General features: G+C 32.7%; 17 protein-coding genes and 1 pseudogene. 8 read left to right on the plus strand and 10 right to left on the minus strand.

The features are described 5' to 3' along the window. Nucleotides 1-25: 25 nt before the first annotated feature. The 7 genes from AC8GF4_RS10135 to AC8GF4_RS10165 all read left to right on the plus strand — a co-directional run bounded on the left by AC8GF4_RS10135 (nt 26) and on the right by AC8GF4_RS10165 (nt 6,217). Nucleotides 26-1,102, plus strand: a complete 1,077-nt coding sequence (locus AC8GF4_RS10135; protein WP_506594390.1) for a DegT/DnrJ/EryC1/StrS family aminotransferase — start codon at nt 26-28, stop codon at nt 1,100-1,102. Continuing rightward, entirely contained in the window at nt 1,096-1,740 is a 645-nt protein-coding gene (locus tag AC8GF4_RS10140) for an acetyltransferase (RefSeq protein ID WP_506594392.1), read from the plus strand. The genes AC8GF4_RS10135 and AC8GF4_RS10140 overlap by 7 nt, the downstream gene beginning before the upstream one ends. Before the next feature lie 11 nt (nt 1,741-1,751). Then, a complete protein-coding gene (locus AC8GF4_RS10145) occupies nt 1,752-2,318 on the plus strand; it encodes an L-threonylcarbamoyladenylate synthase (RefSeq protein ID WP_506594394.1) in 567 nt (188 codons plus the stop codon). Nucleotides 2,319-2,362: 44 nt separating this feature from the next. Beyond that, on the plus strand, nt 2,363-2,737 hold the full coding sequence (locus tag AC8GF4_RS10150) for a GxxExxY protein (protein ID WP_506594396.1): 375 nt from the start codon (nt 2,363-2,365) through the stop codon (nt 2,735-2,737). A 30-nt stretch (nt 2,738-2,767) separates the two neighbouring features. Then, on the plus strand, nt 2,768-4,192 hold the full coding sequence (locus AC8GF4_RS10155) for a CCA tRNA nucleotidyltransferase (RefSeq protein WP_506594418.1): 1,425 nt from the start codon (nt 2,768-2,770) through the stop codon (nt 4,190-4,192). A gap of 60 nt (nt 4,193-4,252) precedes the next feature. Continuing rightward, nucleotides 4,253-5,275 carry a COX15/CtaA family protein gene (locus tag AC8GF4_RS10160; RefSeq protein WP_506594419.1) on the plus strand — a complete coding sequence of 341 codons (1,023 nt, stop codon included), beginning with the start codon at nt 4,253-4,255 and terminating at the stop codon, nt 5,273-5,275. A 168-nt stretch (nt 5,276-5,443) separates the two neighbouring features. Then, the gene (locus tag AC8GF4_RS10165) at nt 5,444-6,217 is read left to right on the plus strand and encodes a CDP-alcohol phosphatidyltransferase family protein (protein ID WP_506594397.1); all 774 of its coding nucleotides are present in this window, start codon (nt 5,444-5,446) and stop codon (nt 6,215-6,217) included. A gap of 91 nt (nt 6,218-6,308) precedes the next feature. Here AC8GF4_RS10165 and AC8GF4_RS10170 read toward each other — a convergent pair whose 3' ends face one another. The 9 genes from AC8GF4_RS10170 to AC8GF4_RS10210 all read right to left on the minus strand — a co-directional run bounded on the left by AC8GF4_RS10170 (nt 6,309) and on the right by AC8GF4_RS10210 (nt 13,629). After that, nucleotides 6,309-7,064, minus strand: a complete 756-nt coding sequence (locus AC8GF4_RS10170) for a LytR/AlgR family response regulator transcription factor (RefSeq protein ID WP_506594398.1) — start codon at nt 7,062-7,064, stop codon at nt 6,309-6,311. A 195-nt stretch (nt 7,065-7,259) separates the two neighbouring features. Next, nucleotides 7,260-7,610, minus strand: coding sequence for a 2TM domain-containing protein (locus tag AC8GF4_RS10175; protein ID WP_506594399.1), 351 nt, complete (start codon nt 7,608-7,610; stop codon nt 7,260-7,262). A 7-nt stretch (nt 7,611-7,617) separates the two neighbouring features. Then, entirely contained in the window at nt 7,618-7,944 is a 327-nt protein-coding gene (locus tag AC8GF4_RS10180; protein WP_506594401.1) for a 2TM domain-containing protein, read from the minus strand. Between the two features lie 50 nt (nt 7,945-7,994). Further along, nucleotides 7,995-8,285, minus strand: coding sequence for a 2TM domain-containing protein (locus tag AC8GF4_RS10185; RefSeq protein ID WP_506594403.1), 291 nt, complete (start codon nt 8,283-8,285; stop codon nt 7,995-7,997). Nucleotides 8,286-8,346: 61 nt separating this feature from the next. Further along, nucleotides 8,347-8,652, minus strand: a complete 306-nt coding sequence (locus AC8GF4_RS10190) for a 2TM domain-containing protein (RefSeq protein WP_506594404.1) — start codon at nt 8,650-8,652, stop codon at nt 8,347-8,349. 74 nt (nt 8,653-8,726) lie between these two features. Beyond that, on the minus strand, nt 8,727-10,082 hold the full coding sequence (locus tag AC8GF4_RS10195) for a histidine kinase (protein WP_506594406.1): 1,356 nt from the start codon (nt 10,080-10,082) through the stop codon (nt 8,727-8,729). Nucleotides 10,083-10,100: 18 nt separating this feature from the next. Further along, a complete protein-coding gene (locus AC8GF4_RS10200; protein ID WP_506594407.1) occupies nt 10,101-10,721 on the minus strand; it encodes a hypothetical protein in 621 nt (206 codons plus the stop codon). 26 nt (nt 10,722-10,747) lie between these two features. Further along, nucleotides 10,748-11,161, minus strand: a complete 414-nt coding sequence (locus AC8GF4_RS10205; protein WP_506594408.1) for a DUF2141 domain-containing protein — start codon at nt 11,159-11,161, stop codon at nt 10,748-10,750. 308 nt (nt 11,162-11,469) lie between these two features. Beyond that, nucleotides 11,470-13,629 (minus strand): TonB-dependent receptor, encoded by a 2,160-nt coding sequence (locus tag AC8GF4_RS10210; protein WP_506594410.1) that lies wholly within the window; start codon nt 13,627-13,629, stop codon nt 11,470-11,472. 246 nt (nt 13,630-13,875) lie between these two features. On the opposite strand from AC8GF4_RS10210, the gene AC8GF4_RS10215 reads away from it, so the two are divergent. Next, nucleotides 13,876-14,334 carry a YciI family protein gene (locus AC8GF4_RS10215; RefSeq protein ID WP_506594411.1) on the plus strand — a complete coding sequence of 153 codons (459 nt, stop codon included), beginning with the start codon at nt 13,876-13,878 and terminating at the stop codon, nt 14,332-14,334. Between the two features lie 68 nt (nt 14,335-14,402). Here the strand turns inward: AC8GF4_RS10215 and AC8GF4_RS10220 are convergent. Then, nucleotides 14,403-14,623 (minus strand): annotated as a pseudogene (locus AC8GF4_RS10220) (IS4 family transposase); the annotation flags it as partial.

The following is a 14,623-nucleotide window of genomic DNA, read 5'->3' on the forward strand; positions in this document are numbered from 1 at the left end:
ATAGTGCCTTAATAAAACATACCAAATGATAAATGTAACACAAACATTCCTTCCACCTCAAGAAGAATACAACAAAATAGTTAAACGGGCTTGGGATAAAATTTGGTTGACCAATAGAGGGGAACTTACCCTAGAATTAGAGCAAAAACTAAAAGAATATTTAGAAATTGAAAATATCATCTTAACAAATAATGGAACTATTCCACTGCAAATTGCTCTAAAACTTTTAGCAAATGGCGGTGAAGTCATTACAACACCCTTTTCTTATGTAGCAACAACAGCTGCTATTGTATGGGAAAACTGCATACCTGTTTTTGTAGATATTCATCCTGAATATTTAACCATAGACGAAACAAAAATTGAAGCATCCATAACTTCAAAAACAACAGCAATCTTGGCAACACATGTATTTGGAAATCCTTGCCATGTGGAGGAAATTGAAGAAATTGCAAAAAAATACAATTTAAAAGTAATTTATGACGCAGCGCATTCTTTTGGAGTAAATTACAATGGAAAATCGCTTTTTGATTTTGGAGATATAAGCACCTGTAGCTTCCATGCTACCAAATTATTTCATACTGCAGAAGGCGGAGCAATGTTTTGTAATGATAAAAATTTATTTCATAAATTATTTTATAGCCACAATTTTGGTCACAATGGTCCATTAGATTTTTATGGTTTAGGAATTAATGCTAAAATATCTGAATTACAATCTGCAATGGGATTGGCAATTTTCCCGTATTTGGAATTTATAATTTCTGAAAGAAAAAAAGTGGTCCATTTTTATTTAGAAAATTTGAATTTTTCAATACTCCAAACAATAAAAATAAGAGATAAAACGGAATGGAATTATAGTTATTTCCCGATTCTCTTTCAAACAGAAGAGCAATTATTAAAAACTCAAAAAAAGCTTAATGAAAACGACATTTTTCCTAGACGCTATTTTTATCCATCCTTAAATACAATAGAATACAATAAAGGTAATAAAATGCCAATTGCAGAATCAATAGCAAGTAGAGTTTTGTGCCTCCCATTATATGTTGGTCTTACAGATTTTGAATTACAAAAAATAGTTGCAATTTTAAATAAAACATTATGTTAATCATCGGCGCAAAAGGCTTTGCAAAAGAAGTATTAGAAGTATTATTTCAAAATAACATTCATAATGTATGTTTTTTTGATGATGTAAATCCAGAATTAACAGAGCCCCTTTATGGTAAATTCCCTGTTTTAAAATCAATCCAAGAAGTTGAAGTGTATTTTAAATCGATTTCAAATGAATTTACAATTGGTATTGGAAATCCTTTATTAAGAAAAAAATTATTTGAAAAATTTACAAAAATTGGAGGTGAATTCAAATCTACAATAAGTCCAAAAGCAGAGATAGGAAATTTTGGAAATAAAATAGCACAAGGTTGTAATATAATGACTGGAGTTATAATCACAAATGACATAATCATAGGTAAAGGAGTTATTGCAAATTTAAACACTACAATTGGACATGATTCAGAGATTGGAGAATTTGTAGAACTTTCACCTGGAGTAAGTATTTCTGGGAATTGCAAAATTGGTTCCTACACAACTATTGGAACAAATGCTACAATACTTCCAAAAATAACTATTGGTTCTAATGTAATTGTTGCTGCAGGAGCAGTTGTCACAAAAGACATACCCGATAATTGTATGGTTGCCGGAATTCCAGCAATCATTAAAAAAGAACTACCTCCAATAAACCTTTAAAAGCAAAATAAATGGACATCAATCAAGAAATACTCAACGCTTACGAAGTGATTAAAGAAGGTGGAATCATACTCTACCCTACTGATACCGTTTGGGGAATTGGTTGTGATGCGACAAATCCCGAAGCAGTTGCCAAAATATACAAACTCAAACAACGTGCCGAAACACAAAGCATGATTTGCCTAATGAATGGCGAAAAAATGATCTACAATGTATTTAATGAAATTCCCGAAGTGGCTTGGCAAATCATGGATTTTTCCGAAAACCCAACGACTTTAATACTTGACAAACCTCGAAATGTTGCCAAAAACTTAATTGCTCCTGATAATACCTTGGGCATTCGGGTGGTAAAAGAACCTTTTTGTTTCAAATTATTGGAGCGAATGAAAAAACCATTAGTTTCTACATCTGCCAATATCTCCGGTCAACCTACTCCAAAAAGTTTTAAAGAAATTAGTCCTGAAATTATAAAAGGCGTAGACTATGTTGTAAATTTGCAGCGCGATAAAATTTCAGGAAAACCTTCTACAATCATTAAATTGACAAATGATTCACAAGTAAAGGTGATTAGAAAATAGTCTTTTTATTGCCACAGATTCACAGATTAAAAAATAATTACAAAATGCAAAACTATTTATACGAAGATGATACTTATAAAATTATTGGTGCATTAATTGAAGTTCATAAAAATCTGGGAAAAGGTTTCTCTGAAATTGTTTATAAAGATGCTTTTGAATATGAACTAAAAAGGATCAATTTTTCTTTTGAAAGAGAAAAAGAGTATTTGGTACACTATAAAGATATTATTTTAAATCATAAGTTTTATGCAGATTTTGTTGTACTAGATAAAATTATAATTGAAATAAAATCAACTGAGTCATTACACGAAAAGCATATTTCACAATGTTTAAACTACTTGCACGTTTCTGGGCATAGACTCGCTATTCTAGTAAATTTTAATAAGACATCTCTTGAATACAAAAGAATTATCAAATAATCTTTTAAAAAAATCAGTGAATCTGTGGCTATAATAAAAACCAACTATACCAACGCTTTGAACAATAAAATATTCGAAGTCATTTCGCAAGCATCCAAAGAACTTAATATCGAAAGTTATGTGATTGGCGGTTTTGTACGTGACTTACTTTTAAATAGAGATTTCAAAAAAGACATTGACGTTGTTGCCGTTGGTAGCGGTATCGAATTGGCTTTAAAAGTATCTGAATTATTACCAAAAAAACCAAAGGTTCAAGTTTTTAAGACTTATGGAACGGCTATGTTGCGTTTTGAAGATACCGAAATTGAATTTGTAGGCGCCCGAAAAGAGTCCTACACTCTTGACAGCAGAAACCCTGTTGTAGAAAACGGAACTCTAGAAGACGATCAAAATCGCAGGGATTTTACCATCAATGCATTAGCTTTATCATTAAACGCAAATAATTTCGGAACTCTTTCTGATCCTTTCAATGGTATTTCTGACTTGGAGAACAAAATTATAAAAACACCACTCGATCCAGATATCACCTTTTCGGATGACCCTTTGCGCATGCTGCGCGGTATTCGTTTTGCAACTCAATTGGGCTTTGAAATTGATGCAACTTCATTAGATTCTATTACCAAAAATGCCGAGCGCATTAAAATTATTTCTGGAGAACGAATTGTAGAAGAACTGAATAAAATTCTTTCTACCGATAAGCCTTCCGTTGGATTTCTTTTATTATTTAAAACTGGTCTTTTAGACATTATTCTTCCAGAACTAACAGCTTTAAATCAAGTAGAAGAAATAGAAGGTCATACGCACAAAAACAACTTTTATCATACTCTAGAAGTCGTGGATAATATTTGCCCCAATACAGATGATGTTTGGCTGCGTTGGTCAGCATTGTTGCATGACATTGGGAAAGCGCCAACCAAACGCTTCAACAAAAAACAAGGCTGGACCTTTCATGGGCATGAATTTCTTGGTGGGAAAATGGCTAAAAAAATATTCGAGCGTTTACACATGCCCTTGAACCACAAAATGAAGTTTGTTCAAAAAATGGTTATTATGAGTTCACGACCAATTGTTTTGGCTCAAGATCTTGTAACTGACTCGGCAGTGCGTCGTTTGGTTTTTGATGCTGGCGAAGATGTAGAAAATTTAATGACCCTTTGTGAGGCTGATATCACCACCAAAAACCCGAATAAATTCAAAAAATACCATAGTAATTTTGAAATTGTTCGAAAAAAAATTGTGGAAGTGGAAGAACGCGATCACGTGCGCAATTTTCAACCGCCTATTTCTGGAGAAGAGATTATGGAGATATTTAACTTAAAGCCTTCTCGTGAAATTGGAGTACTAAAAGAAGCTGTGAAAGAGGCCATAATGGAAGGAGATATTCCGAATGAATATCAAGCTGCTTATGATTTTGTACTAAAGCGTGGAGAAAAATTAGGTTTAAAGAAAGTTTAACTATTGTTCGGCTACTACTAATTATTTATAAAATAAATTTACAAAAAATTGATTTAGAACATAATGAAAAACAACAAATCCGTAATTATTTGGCTCCTATCCGGTTGCTTTTTAGTGTTTGTAATGGTTTTAGTGGGTGGTATCACTCGATTAACAAATTCTGGTTTATCGATGACTGATTGGCATCTGATTACCGACACTCTTCCACCACTAACCGATGCCAAATGGCAAGAAGCATTCGACCAATACAAACAGTTTCCTGAATACCAAATAATCAATATTCATAACGATTTCACACTTTCCGATTATAAATTTATCTATTTCTGGGAATGGTTTCATCGTTTTATTGGAAGAATAATTGGGCTAGTTTTTATTATACCGTTCTTTTACTTCTTGGCCAAAAAGAAAATTGACAGAGCCACATTAAACAAATGCTTTGTGCTACTTGGAATGGGCGCTTTACAAGGTTTTTTTGGATGGTTTATGGTTCGAAGTGGCTTAATTGACAATCCAGATGTGAGTCATTTTCGTCTTTCTTTGCACCTCACTTTTGCTTTTCTAACTTTTGCCTATACCCTATGGGTTGCACTGGATTTAATCTATCCTGAAAAGAAGGCAGCAATTTTTCCTTTGCAGAAAATAGCTCGATTTGCTTTAGTTTTCTTGTTGTTGCAAATTATTTATGGTGGTTTTGTTGCAGGACTAAATGCAGGTCTAATTCACAATCATTGGCCAATGATGAGTGATGGACAGTTCCTACACGATAGTGTTTATTTAGAAAAAGACACTTGGTTATTGCGTTTAACTGAGGGGAAAAGTGGCGTTCAGTTTGTTCATCGAACTTTAGCTTATGTTGTCGTGGGATTGATCTTATTTTTATACTTCAAAAGCAAAAAATTCAATATTTCCATTCAGCAAAAGAATGGGCTAAACGCATTGGTAATAATCGTTTTTCTTCAATTTATTTTGGGTGTATTGACAATATTGTATAGTGTACCGCTTTGGTTAGGTTTAACCCATCAAATTGTTGCATTCTTTCTATTAACGGCAATGACATACACGTTACATCGATTGAGCAAATAAGACTATTTTATATCTAAAAAACGCTTTTATGACAGTTACTTCAAGTAAGTCAATCTGATTGTAGAAGCGTTTTACCATTTTTAACTACTGTTTAGACTTCAAATACTTAAAATAGACTTACTTTTGCAATCCGACTATATTGTCACATATTGTTCTTTCATCTATAAAATGTCTAAACTTGCTGCTCAAAATCAATTTCTTGATTTATCCGATTACGGTAGACCGTTTGCCAAAATATTTGCCAATCAATTAAAAAATACTCGTTTTACACCCATCCACGTAACGCTACTTTTTGGTATTTCTGGTTTGATTGCTATCTTTTGTATTTTACAAAACCACTATTTTTTAGCCTCTTTTTTTATCATTTTAAAATCAATAATTGATGCCGCAGATGGTGAATTATCACGCGTCAAAAACACACCATCATACACCGGAAGATACCTCGATAGTGTGTTTGATATTATACTCAACTTTTTGATTTTTATGACTATTTGTTATGTTTCAAAAACCACTTTTGGATTTACTCTTTTGGCTTTTATTGGTATACAATTACAAGGAACTTTATACAATTATTATTATGTAATTTTAAGAAACAAATCAGTAGGAGGAGATAGAACCAGTCAAATTTTTGAAAACAAATCGCCTAGAGCATTACCCGGAGAAAGTCAAAAATGGGTCGATATTTTGTTCCGAATTTATACTGTTGTTTATGGTGGTTTTGACAAAATTATTCACACCCTTGATAAAGAAGCCTACAAAGTAACAACGTTTCCAAATTGGTTTATGACATTACTTTCTGTGTACGGATTGGGTTTTCAACTGTTGATTATTGCCATTATGCTTCCATTAAACTGGATTGAATACATTGTGCCTTTCTTCATTATTTACACTTCTCTAATTTTAGTTTTAATTGGTATCCGAAGGGCTTTAATCAAGCCCTAAAACAATCATAACAAAAATCTATAGCATTGCATTAAAACTATATTAACCAGACATTTAAATGCAATTACTTAAATAATATTTTCACCATACATTATCCAATCCAATTTTTAAAATCCGAAACCTTTTCTCTGCTTACTATTACCTCATCATCCTTAAAAGTAGGCAAAATAATCTTCAATCTAGAGTTACTGTATACTACGATTTCCTTTATAGCTTTGAGTGAGACTATGAATTTTCTACTAATTCGATAAAAAGCCGAGGTATCAATTTCCTGTTCCAAAACTTCCAAAGTACTATCTATTAAATAATTTCTATTATCAAAAGTGTGAATATAAGTCCCTTTATTTTCACTAAAAAAACATTCAATTTCATCGGTCGAAATCACTTTAAGATGCTGCCCTATTTTGACGGTAAATCTTTTTTTGAATGTTTTTTCAAAAGGGTTCGAAAGCATTTTCCTGATTTGTTCAAAATCCAATTGCATCGATTCTTGCTTTGGCAAACGATCTTTAAATTTCAAAACGGCTACCTCCAAATCATCTTCATCAATAGGTTTTAATAGGTAATCGATGCTGTTTAATTTGAATGCTTTTAACGCATATTCATCGTAAGCAGTTGTAAAAATAACAGCGCTTTTGATGTCAATTTTTTCGAAGATTTCAAAAGATAATCCATCCGATAATTGAATGTCCAAAAAGATCAAATCGGGATGCTCATTTTTTGAAAACCAGTCCAAAGCTTCTTCTACAGAATGAAGCATCACTCCTACTGAAATATTTATTTTTTCGAGTTTGCGTTGCAATAATCTTGCTGCCGGTTTTTCGTCTTCTATAATTATTGTGGTCATTTTTTGAGGTTAGAAGTTAGAGGTTAGGAGTTAGAAAATAGAAAATAGTGATTAGAAAAATTTGAAGTTAGAGGTTAGAAGTTAGAGGTTAGAAAATAGTGGTTAGGAAAATTTGAGGTTATCATTAATATTTGAAAGCTATTCGAAAATCATCTAAAACTGAATACTAAAAAACTGATAACTGAACACTACTCCTCACTCCCACTTTTGACTTTTGTCTTTTTCCATAAATTCTTGAATCTTTCTTTCTTCCCATTTTGAACCAAAAAATAGGTTTCTGCCAAAAACGGATAATCCGTGAGCTACCAAACCTACACCCCAAAACAAAGCTGTAGAGAATGTTTCCAAATTCCAAAAACCTTCTTGGTTGAGTAAATTTCGATTAAAACTCGAAATAATAATAAAGGCATTTACAATGACATAAACCAAAGCGTGAATATAGAATCCCTTGATTCTTTTGACTCTTTTGTATGCCATATTATAGGGCTCATCTGCCGTATTCCCTTCTTGATATTCTTCGAATCTATTTCTGCTATATCTTCCCATTTTACTTTTAATTTAAATTGTTCTCATTTTTTTTGGTTTTCATTTCGATATTCATCAATTCTTTTATTTTCTTTTCTTCCCATTTTTTTCCATAAAAAGGTATGCCATTAAAAACTTTCAATCCATGAAAAACTAATCCGATTCCCCAAATCAAAAATTGCCAATAAAACCAATAATCAAACCACAATTGGTTGGGAGTAGTAACTGCATTTAAAACTACTAAACCAACATTAAACACTATAAATGCTACTAAATGACCATGTAATCCTTTGATTTCTTCTACTCTTTTACTAGCTTTAAGATAGAGTTCCTCTTTTCGAAAATTATTTTCCATTTTGTTTTAGATTATAAATTACAACCTTTCCTTGACGAAATACTAAAAAACTACTTGCAAACTTTCTTAATCTCTTCTTTTTTCAAAATCTCTTGTATTTTTTTTTCTTCCCAATTACCATTAAATACAAAAACTTTTAAAGCATGAATCACCAAAGGAATTCCGCCACCAATTACTGAATACCAAAACCATTGAAATTCAGGAGTATATTTCAAATTAATTAAAATCACAACAGGAATTACACAAAAATATATAACCAAATGTCCATAAAATGCTTTTATTTTCTCAAACCTTTTTTTCGCTTTAAAATAGCGTTCTTCACTGTAAAAACTATCTTCCATTTTTAGTTTTTGTTTTAGTTAAAAAATAATTCGAAATTTTTAGGTATTAGATAACCATAATTTATTCCCAATGGTCTTTGGATTCCTTTTCCTTATCCATCAATTCTTTTATTTTTTGTTGTTCCCAATCTTTTCCAAAAACAGGCATTAAATTAAAAACTTTTAATCCGTGAAAAACCACTCCGATTCCCCACCAAAGTAATGGCCAGTAAAACCATAAATGCTTCGGTGTAGTGTACATATTTAATGCAAACAAACCAATATTGACAACAACAAATGATGTTAAGTTTCCATAAAATCCTTTGATTTCCTCAACTCTCCTTCTAGCTTTATAATAACGATCTTCTTCTGTATAATTATTTTCCATGACTTATTTAATTTTAAATTTTAGAATTTAAAGTTTAGATTTCTTCTGAATACTAAAAAACGGATCACTGAACACTATTTCCAACTCTGTTTGCTATTTTCTTTTCTCAATATTTCCTGAATTTTTCGCTCTTCCCAATTAGAACTATACCCAAAAACTTTAAAAGCATGCATTAACACTCCAAATCCCCATCCACCAGCAGAAAACCAAAACCATTGAAATTGTGGAGAATAAGTTAAATTTATAAATACCAGAAGCGGAATAACACAACAATATGAGATCAGGTTTCCGTAAAATCCTCTTAGTTCTTCTACTCTTTTTTTTGCCCTATAGTAAGCACTATTTTCACTGTAATTTGAAGTTGTTTCCATAACACTAATTTGCTTGGTTAAAATAGGTATTTTAACAGTAAAGGTCTTTTCGTTTTGCTCGATCAGCACTTTTCTTTTGGTAATTATACTGTAGCGATCCACAATATTTTGCAACCCCACTCCTTGACGACTTTGAATAACTTCCTTTTTTTGATAATCATTTTGAATGACTAAATAATCGCTTTCAATATATATTCTGATGTATAATGGCCTTTGTTCGCTCACTACATTATGTTTCACTGTATTTTCTAATAACAATTGCAATGACAGCGGCACTACTTTGGCTTCTAGATTCAGAACTGTTTCTGGTAATTCGTAAAACAAACTGTTCTCAAAACGCATTTTCAATAAATTCATATACGTTTTGGCAAAAGACAACTCTTCGGCAACCGAAACCAATTCTTTGTCTTTTTGCTCCAATACATAGCGGTATATTTTGGATAAAGAAGTGGTAAACCGTTGTGCATTTTCTGGATTTTCTTCGATTAACGAACTCAACACATTCAAACTATTAAAAAGAAAATGAGGATCAATTTGGTTTTTTAAGGTTTCAAACTTGGCATTGGCAGTTCCTGCGATGATTCTTTGCTGTGTTACTTCGGTTTTTGAGGCTTGTTTCCAATTCATCATAAAACTTCGAGCGTGCATAAAAACAGAGACTCCTAAGGTAAGAATAATATAAAACAAATGAATCCACAACATCCTTGGTGACAAAAAATCTGAAGAATCCATTTTCTGAAAAATAACAAAAGTGAGGTAGTCAATTCCTAAAACTACAGGAACGGTATACAAAATTGTTGCAATTATCCCAAAATACACTCTTAAATTAGTTTGTTCCAGCCAGTCCCATTTTTTGTCCAAGAAAGAATTGATAAAACCTACACCAAAACCAATCCCAAAAGAATATATGGAACTTACCAAAAAGGTCCTTATTAGGCTTTCAACATCAAAACTTCCTTGAATTAAAGTAAAAACCAAAGTAAAAATCAAAGCAATTTTAAAGCACAATATTGAGCTTTGTTTCAGTTCTTTAAAAGTATGTATCCTTTGATTTTCCATTTTATAAATTTAACCTAATTATTTACAATTTTTCTGAGCTTCCAATGCTCTGTCCAAACCCCATTTTGGAGAGAAAGGTGTTTGGGGTTTAAATGTAGCAAAAAGTTCGATAGCTTTATCAACTTGTACGCAAAGCGGTTTTGTATCAACTCCCGTCCATTTTGCACCTCCTAACTGATAATCTGCTTCACCAAAAACGGCTCTTGGATTATTTGGTTCTAATGCTTTGGCTTTGGCGTAAGCTTCCATTACTTTAGCCGAATATTTCATTCCGTTTGTCATCGGGTCTGCAACTACCCAAGCCGTGTAAATCATGGCTTGCATAATGTACAGCTCAGCGTTGCTTTGGTCTTTTATCAATTCAACATCCAAGGCATTCTGGGCTTTGGCAAGCAATGCGTTTACTTGAGTTTTATCCTGAATTGCAAAAGAAGCGGTTGTATTAACCAATGCAACATAATAATTAGGCAACCAACTGGTTTTTTCTGCGGTGGCAATACGCTCAAACATATCCGAAGCTTCGGTGTTTTTACCTTCACCCCATAATTGGAAAGCTTTTCCCATTCCTAGTTCAAATTGTCCTTGAGCCGAACTTATTACAGCTACAAATAATGCGATTGTGGTGATGATTTTTTTCATTTTAATTAATGTTAATTGGTTACTGATTAGTTATTGAATTTGATATCTATTTTTAAATCTTTGTTGATATTGAATTTGGCATCTTCATAGGCAGGAGGTCCCATAAACCCTTTGGCATTGTTGGAACAAGCAAAATCTTCAGAAGGGATTCCTATCATATTTTTATCTAAAATACCATTGCTATTTTCATCTTGATAAGTTGATATTCCATATTCTCCTTTTGATATACCAACAAAAGTTACTGTAGCACTGTTATTTTTAATTTCAGAAGTTATGCTTTTGTAAATTGTTTTCAAAAACGTTCCTTCTGAATTGTACAAACCAACTTTTACCATTCCTGTATTGTTTTTTAAACCCGAAACAGCAACAGTAAGATTAGCATTTTGTGCAGACATTAGACTACAGATAAAAAATGCGATTGCGGTGATAATTTTTAACATGGTTTTTGATTTTTAGTTGTGATTGATTAATGATTGAAACTCTTTTTTTTTATTTTTATTGATATTGAAATTGCTTTTATTCTTGAACAAATTTATATGGATTGTAACGCTTTTAAAATATAATGATACCGAACTGTGGATTTTGATGGATGAATTGTTTCTTTTGAAGTTTCTGAGTTTCTGAGTCACTAAGATTCTAAGAATTATAAAAAAAGCTCATATACAACCCTTAAACTTTTAAACCTTTAAACAATTAAACCTTTAAACACTTAGTAACTTAGAATCTTAGCAACTCAGAAACTCTTTTTCTACAAATTCTTCAACTGATTGTCATTTTTGTTCTTGCTGATGGTCCAAAAGAAACCTACAAAAAAGAAACGATCCGCTGCAGGTTTGATGGCACTCCGTCTGAACTCACCATTGGCATCGGGTTTGATTGCATAATTGTAACCAAATACATTATTGGCTCCTAAAATATTGGAAACCGAGAAATACAAAATCTTTTGAGTGGTCAATAAATAGGCCCAGTTGAAACTCAAATCGTTGTATGATTTCGTTTTTCCATTCATAAATTGCGTTTCGTTTGGATTGTTATAAGGTCTCCCTGTACTGAACGAATTGGTAAAACCTATTTGAGATTTCCAGTTCGTAATCCAGTATTTGATCACAATTGACAAGCTATTATTGGGAACAAAATTGGGTGTCACTTGAGTCGGGTAATTTTTATACAAACGTTCCGTATCAATATAAGAATAGGAAACCCAATATTCTAGGTTCTTGATGGTTTTCCCGTCTCTCCAAAACAAATCCAACCCTTTGGCATATCCAGTTCCATCACTAGTAAATGTCGAATTATACCCAATTGTTGGGCTATCAAATCGAACCAAATTGCTGTAGTCTTTATAATAAGCTTCAGCTCTCAATGTGCGTCCTTCTTTGCTGTATTGGTAATTCAGGATAAAGTGGGAAGCTTTTTCGCTCTCAAATTTATTGTTTTCTGAAAACTTTATATATTCTACGCTTGGTGTTTGAGAGAAATCGCCATACGCAAATGACAACTGACTGAATTTTGCCATTTTGTAAGCCAACGAAATTCTGGGAGAAATAAAATTGTCATTTGTCAAATCATTTGTAGAGGCGCGAATTCCAACTTTGGCTGCCAATTTTTTTGAAAAGAAAATGTCCGCTTCTGTGTATAAAGCCCCAATGGTGTTATCATAACCATAATCAAACGTACTTCCTGCATTACGAGCAAAACTTTCATCGTATTTAGTTATAAAATAATCGGCTCCAAAAGATATTTTAAAACGATTGGAGATGTTTTTTTTCAATTTCAACTTCATATTCACGGCATTCTCAGTATTTTCTAAATTATCCAAATCAATAGCTGTTTCTACTAGATTGTAACCATAACTCAAACCAGCGGTAACATTCCAATTGGTTCCAAAATAACCACTATACGAGGAATTAAAGTATAAATTTTGATTTTTGGAGTCAACAGTAATTTTGTCAATCGAATTTATATTTTCTTGTTTAATGATAAACTTTGAAGCATCAAAGGCGGCGTACATCTTAAAAATTCCTCTTTCAAAATTGTATCGGCATACCATTTCTCCAGACAAAGCTTGCGGAGCACTTTTCCACTCCACGTCTTGAGGAATAAGCGCCTGATAAGGTGATAAATTGATATACGAAGTATTGATACTGAAAGAACTCTTCTTCCATTTTTGGGTATTACCAACACCAACACCTACAGTCATCACCGAGATTTCTGTTTTCGCTTGATCCGGTTCATCTATCGTATTCAAGAGTAAAACACTAGAAAGCGCCTCACCATATTCGGCAGAATAGCCACCTGTAGAAAAGGAAATCCCACTGAAAAGAAAAGGAGAAAACCGACTGCGAGTGGGCAAATTATTAGGTGATGCTCCATAGGGCTGTGGTACACGCATACCATCTACAAAAGTCTGTGTCTCGTTAGCTTCTCCACCGCGAACGAACAAACGACCGTCCTCTCCTACTGTTTGTGTTCCTGGTAAAGTTTGCAAAGCGGCTACGATATTACCTGCAGAGCCTGCTGTGGTTACAATATCCAATGGTTTTAAAACCGAAACTCTAGCTTTACTCCCAGAATCCAAAGAACCAGCGGTAATCACAACTGCATCAAGCGAATTGACATTGTCTCTGAGTTTGATAGTTTGATTTTTAAAATTGGAAACATCTATCGCTGTATTGGAAGTTTCATAAATTAATGAACTTGCAACTAAATTTTGATTTCCTGTAGTAGATGTCGAAAATGAAAAATCACCATTTTCTGAGGTGGAAGCACCATCATAGCTACCTTCTATGTAAACATTGGCACCTGCGATTGGGACTCCTTTTTCATTAACAATTTTACCAGAAATGGTGGTTTGCGAAAAAAGTGTAAAACTATAAAAAGAAACGAATGCTAAAATAATGGTTTTCATAATAATGGTTTTGATGATACAAATGTCATTCAGAAAAAAAAGGAATTGAAATTGTTCTGACTCAATTGCGGAAAATTAGGGATGAATTGTATTTAGGTCTTTTCCATCGAAATTTACCGCAAGGAACGCTAAGCTTTACATACCTTATGCAAATGAAGACAACGATGCAAAATCATTGCGTTATTTGCAGTTAATTGATACAGAGTAAAATAGAATTCGTAATTTTAGCATCTAAAACTTACCGCCATGCAAAAAGCAATTCTTACCCTTCTGCTCATAACTAACTGTAATGTCCTTTTTTCTCAAGAAATAAAGTCAACTTATGATGAAAAACTGGCCAAATCCCTAAATGCAGATGAATACGGAATGAAACAATACGTATTTTGCATTTTGAAAACGGGCAGTAACACAACCGCCTCACCCGAAGAAAGAAGCAACTTATTTAAAGGACACATGACTAATATAAACCGACTAGCACAAGAAGGAAAACTTGTTGTGGCAGGACCGTTTATGAAAAATGAAAGAAATTATCGAGGCATTTATATTTTTAATGTCAGTACAATCGAAGATGCAAAAACACTTGTTAACTCAGATCCCGCAGTAAAAGAAAATATTTTCGAAACCGAAATGACTATTTGGTATGGTAGTGCTGCATTACAGGAAACACTTCAGATTCATGAAAAAATTGCCAAAACTAAAATCTAGTTTTTTATTAAAAGCAAAAAATTAAATTCAAACAAAATGCCACATCTTTTAGCAACACTACGAAATGGTTAAGTACATGACAAAAAGCAAAAAAGACTGTTATCTAAAGAGTTAAATCCTGTAAAAAGAAATTTCGACAAGTAATCTAATCCATATTTGAACACGCTTACAGCTCTTCTGCCATGTTTTTTTATTTTTATTTTTTTGATGTTTTCATCCAAATAGTCACCAATTTTATAACACCATACAAAAGCAATCATTGTTAGAGAAAATAGTTTTTCCAGTCTTT

Origin of the sequence: Flavobacterium rarum (SeqCode), from assembly GCF_965234445.1 — a bacterium.
Classification (GTDB): Bacteria; Bacteroidota; Bacteroidia; order Flavobacteriales; family Flavobacteriaceae; genus Flavobacterium; species Flavobacterium rarum.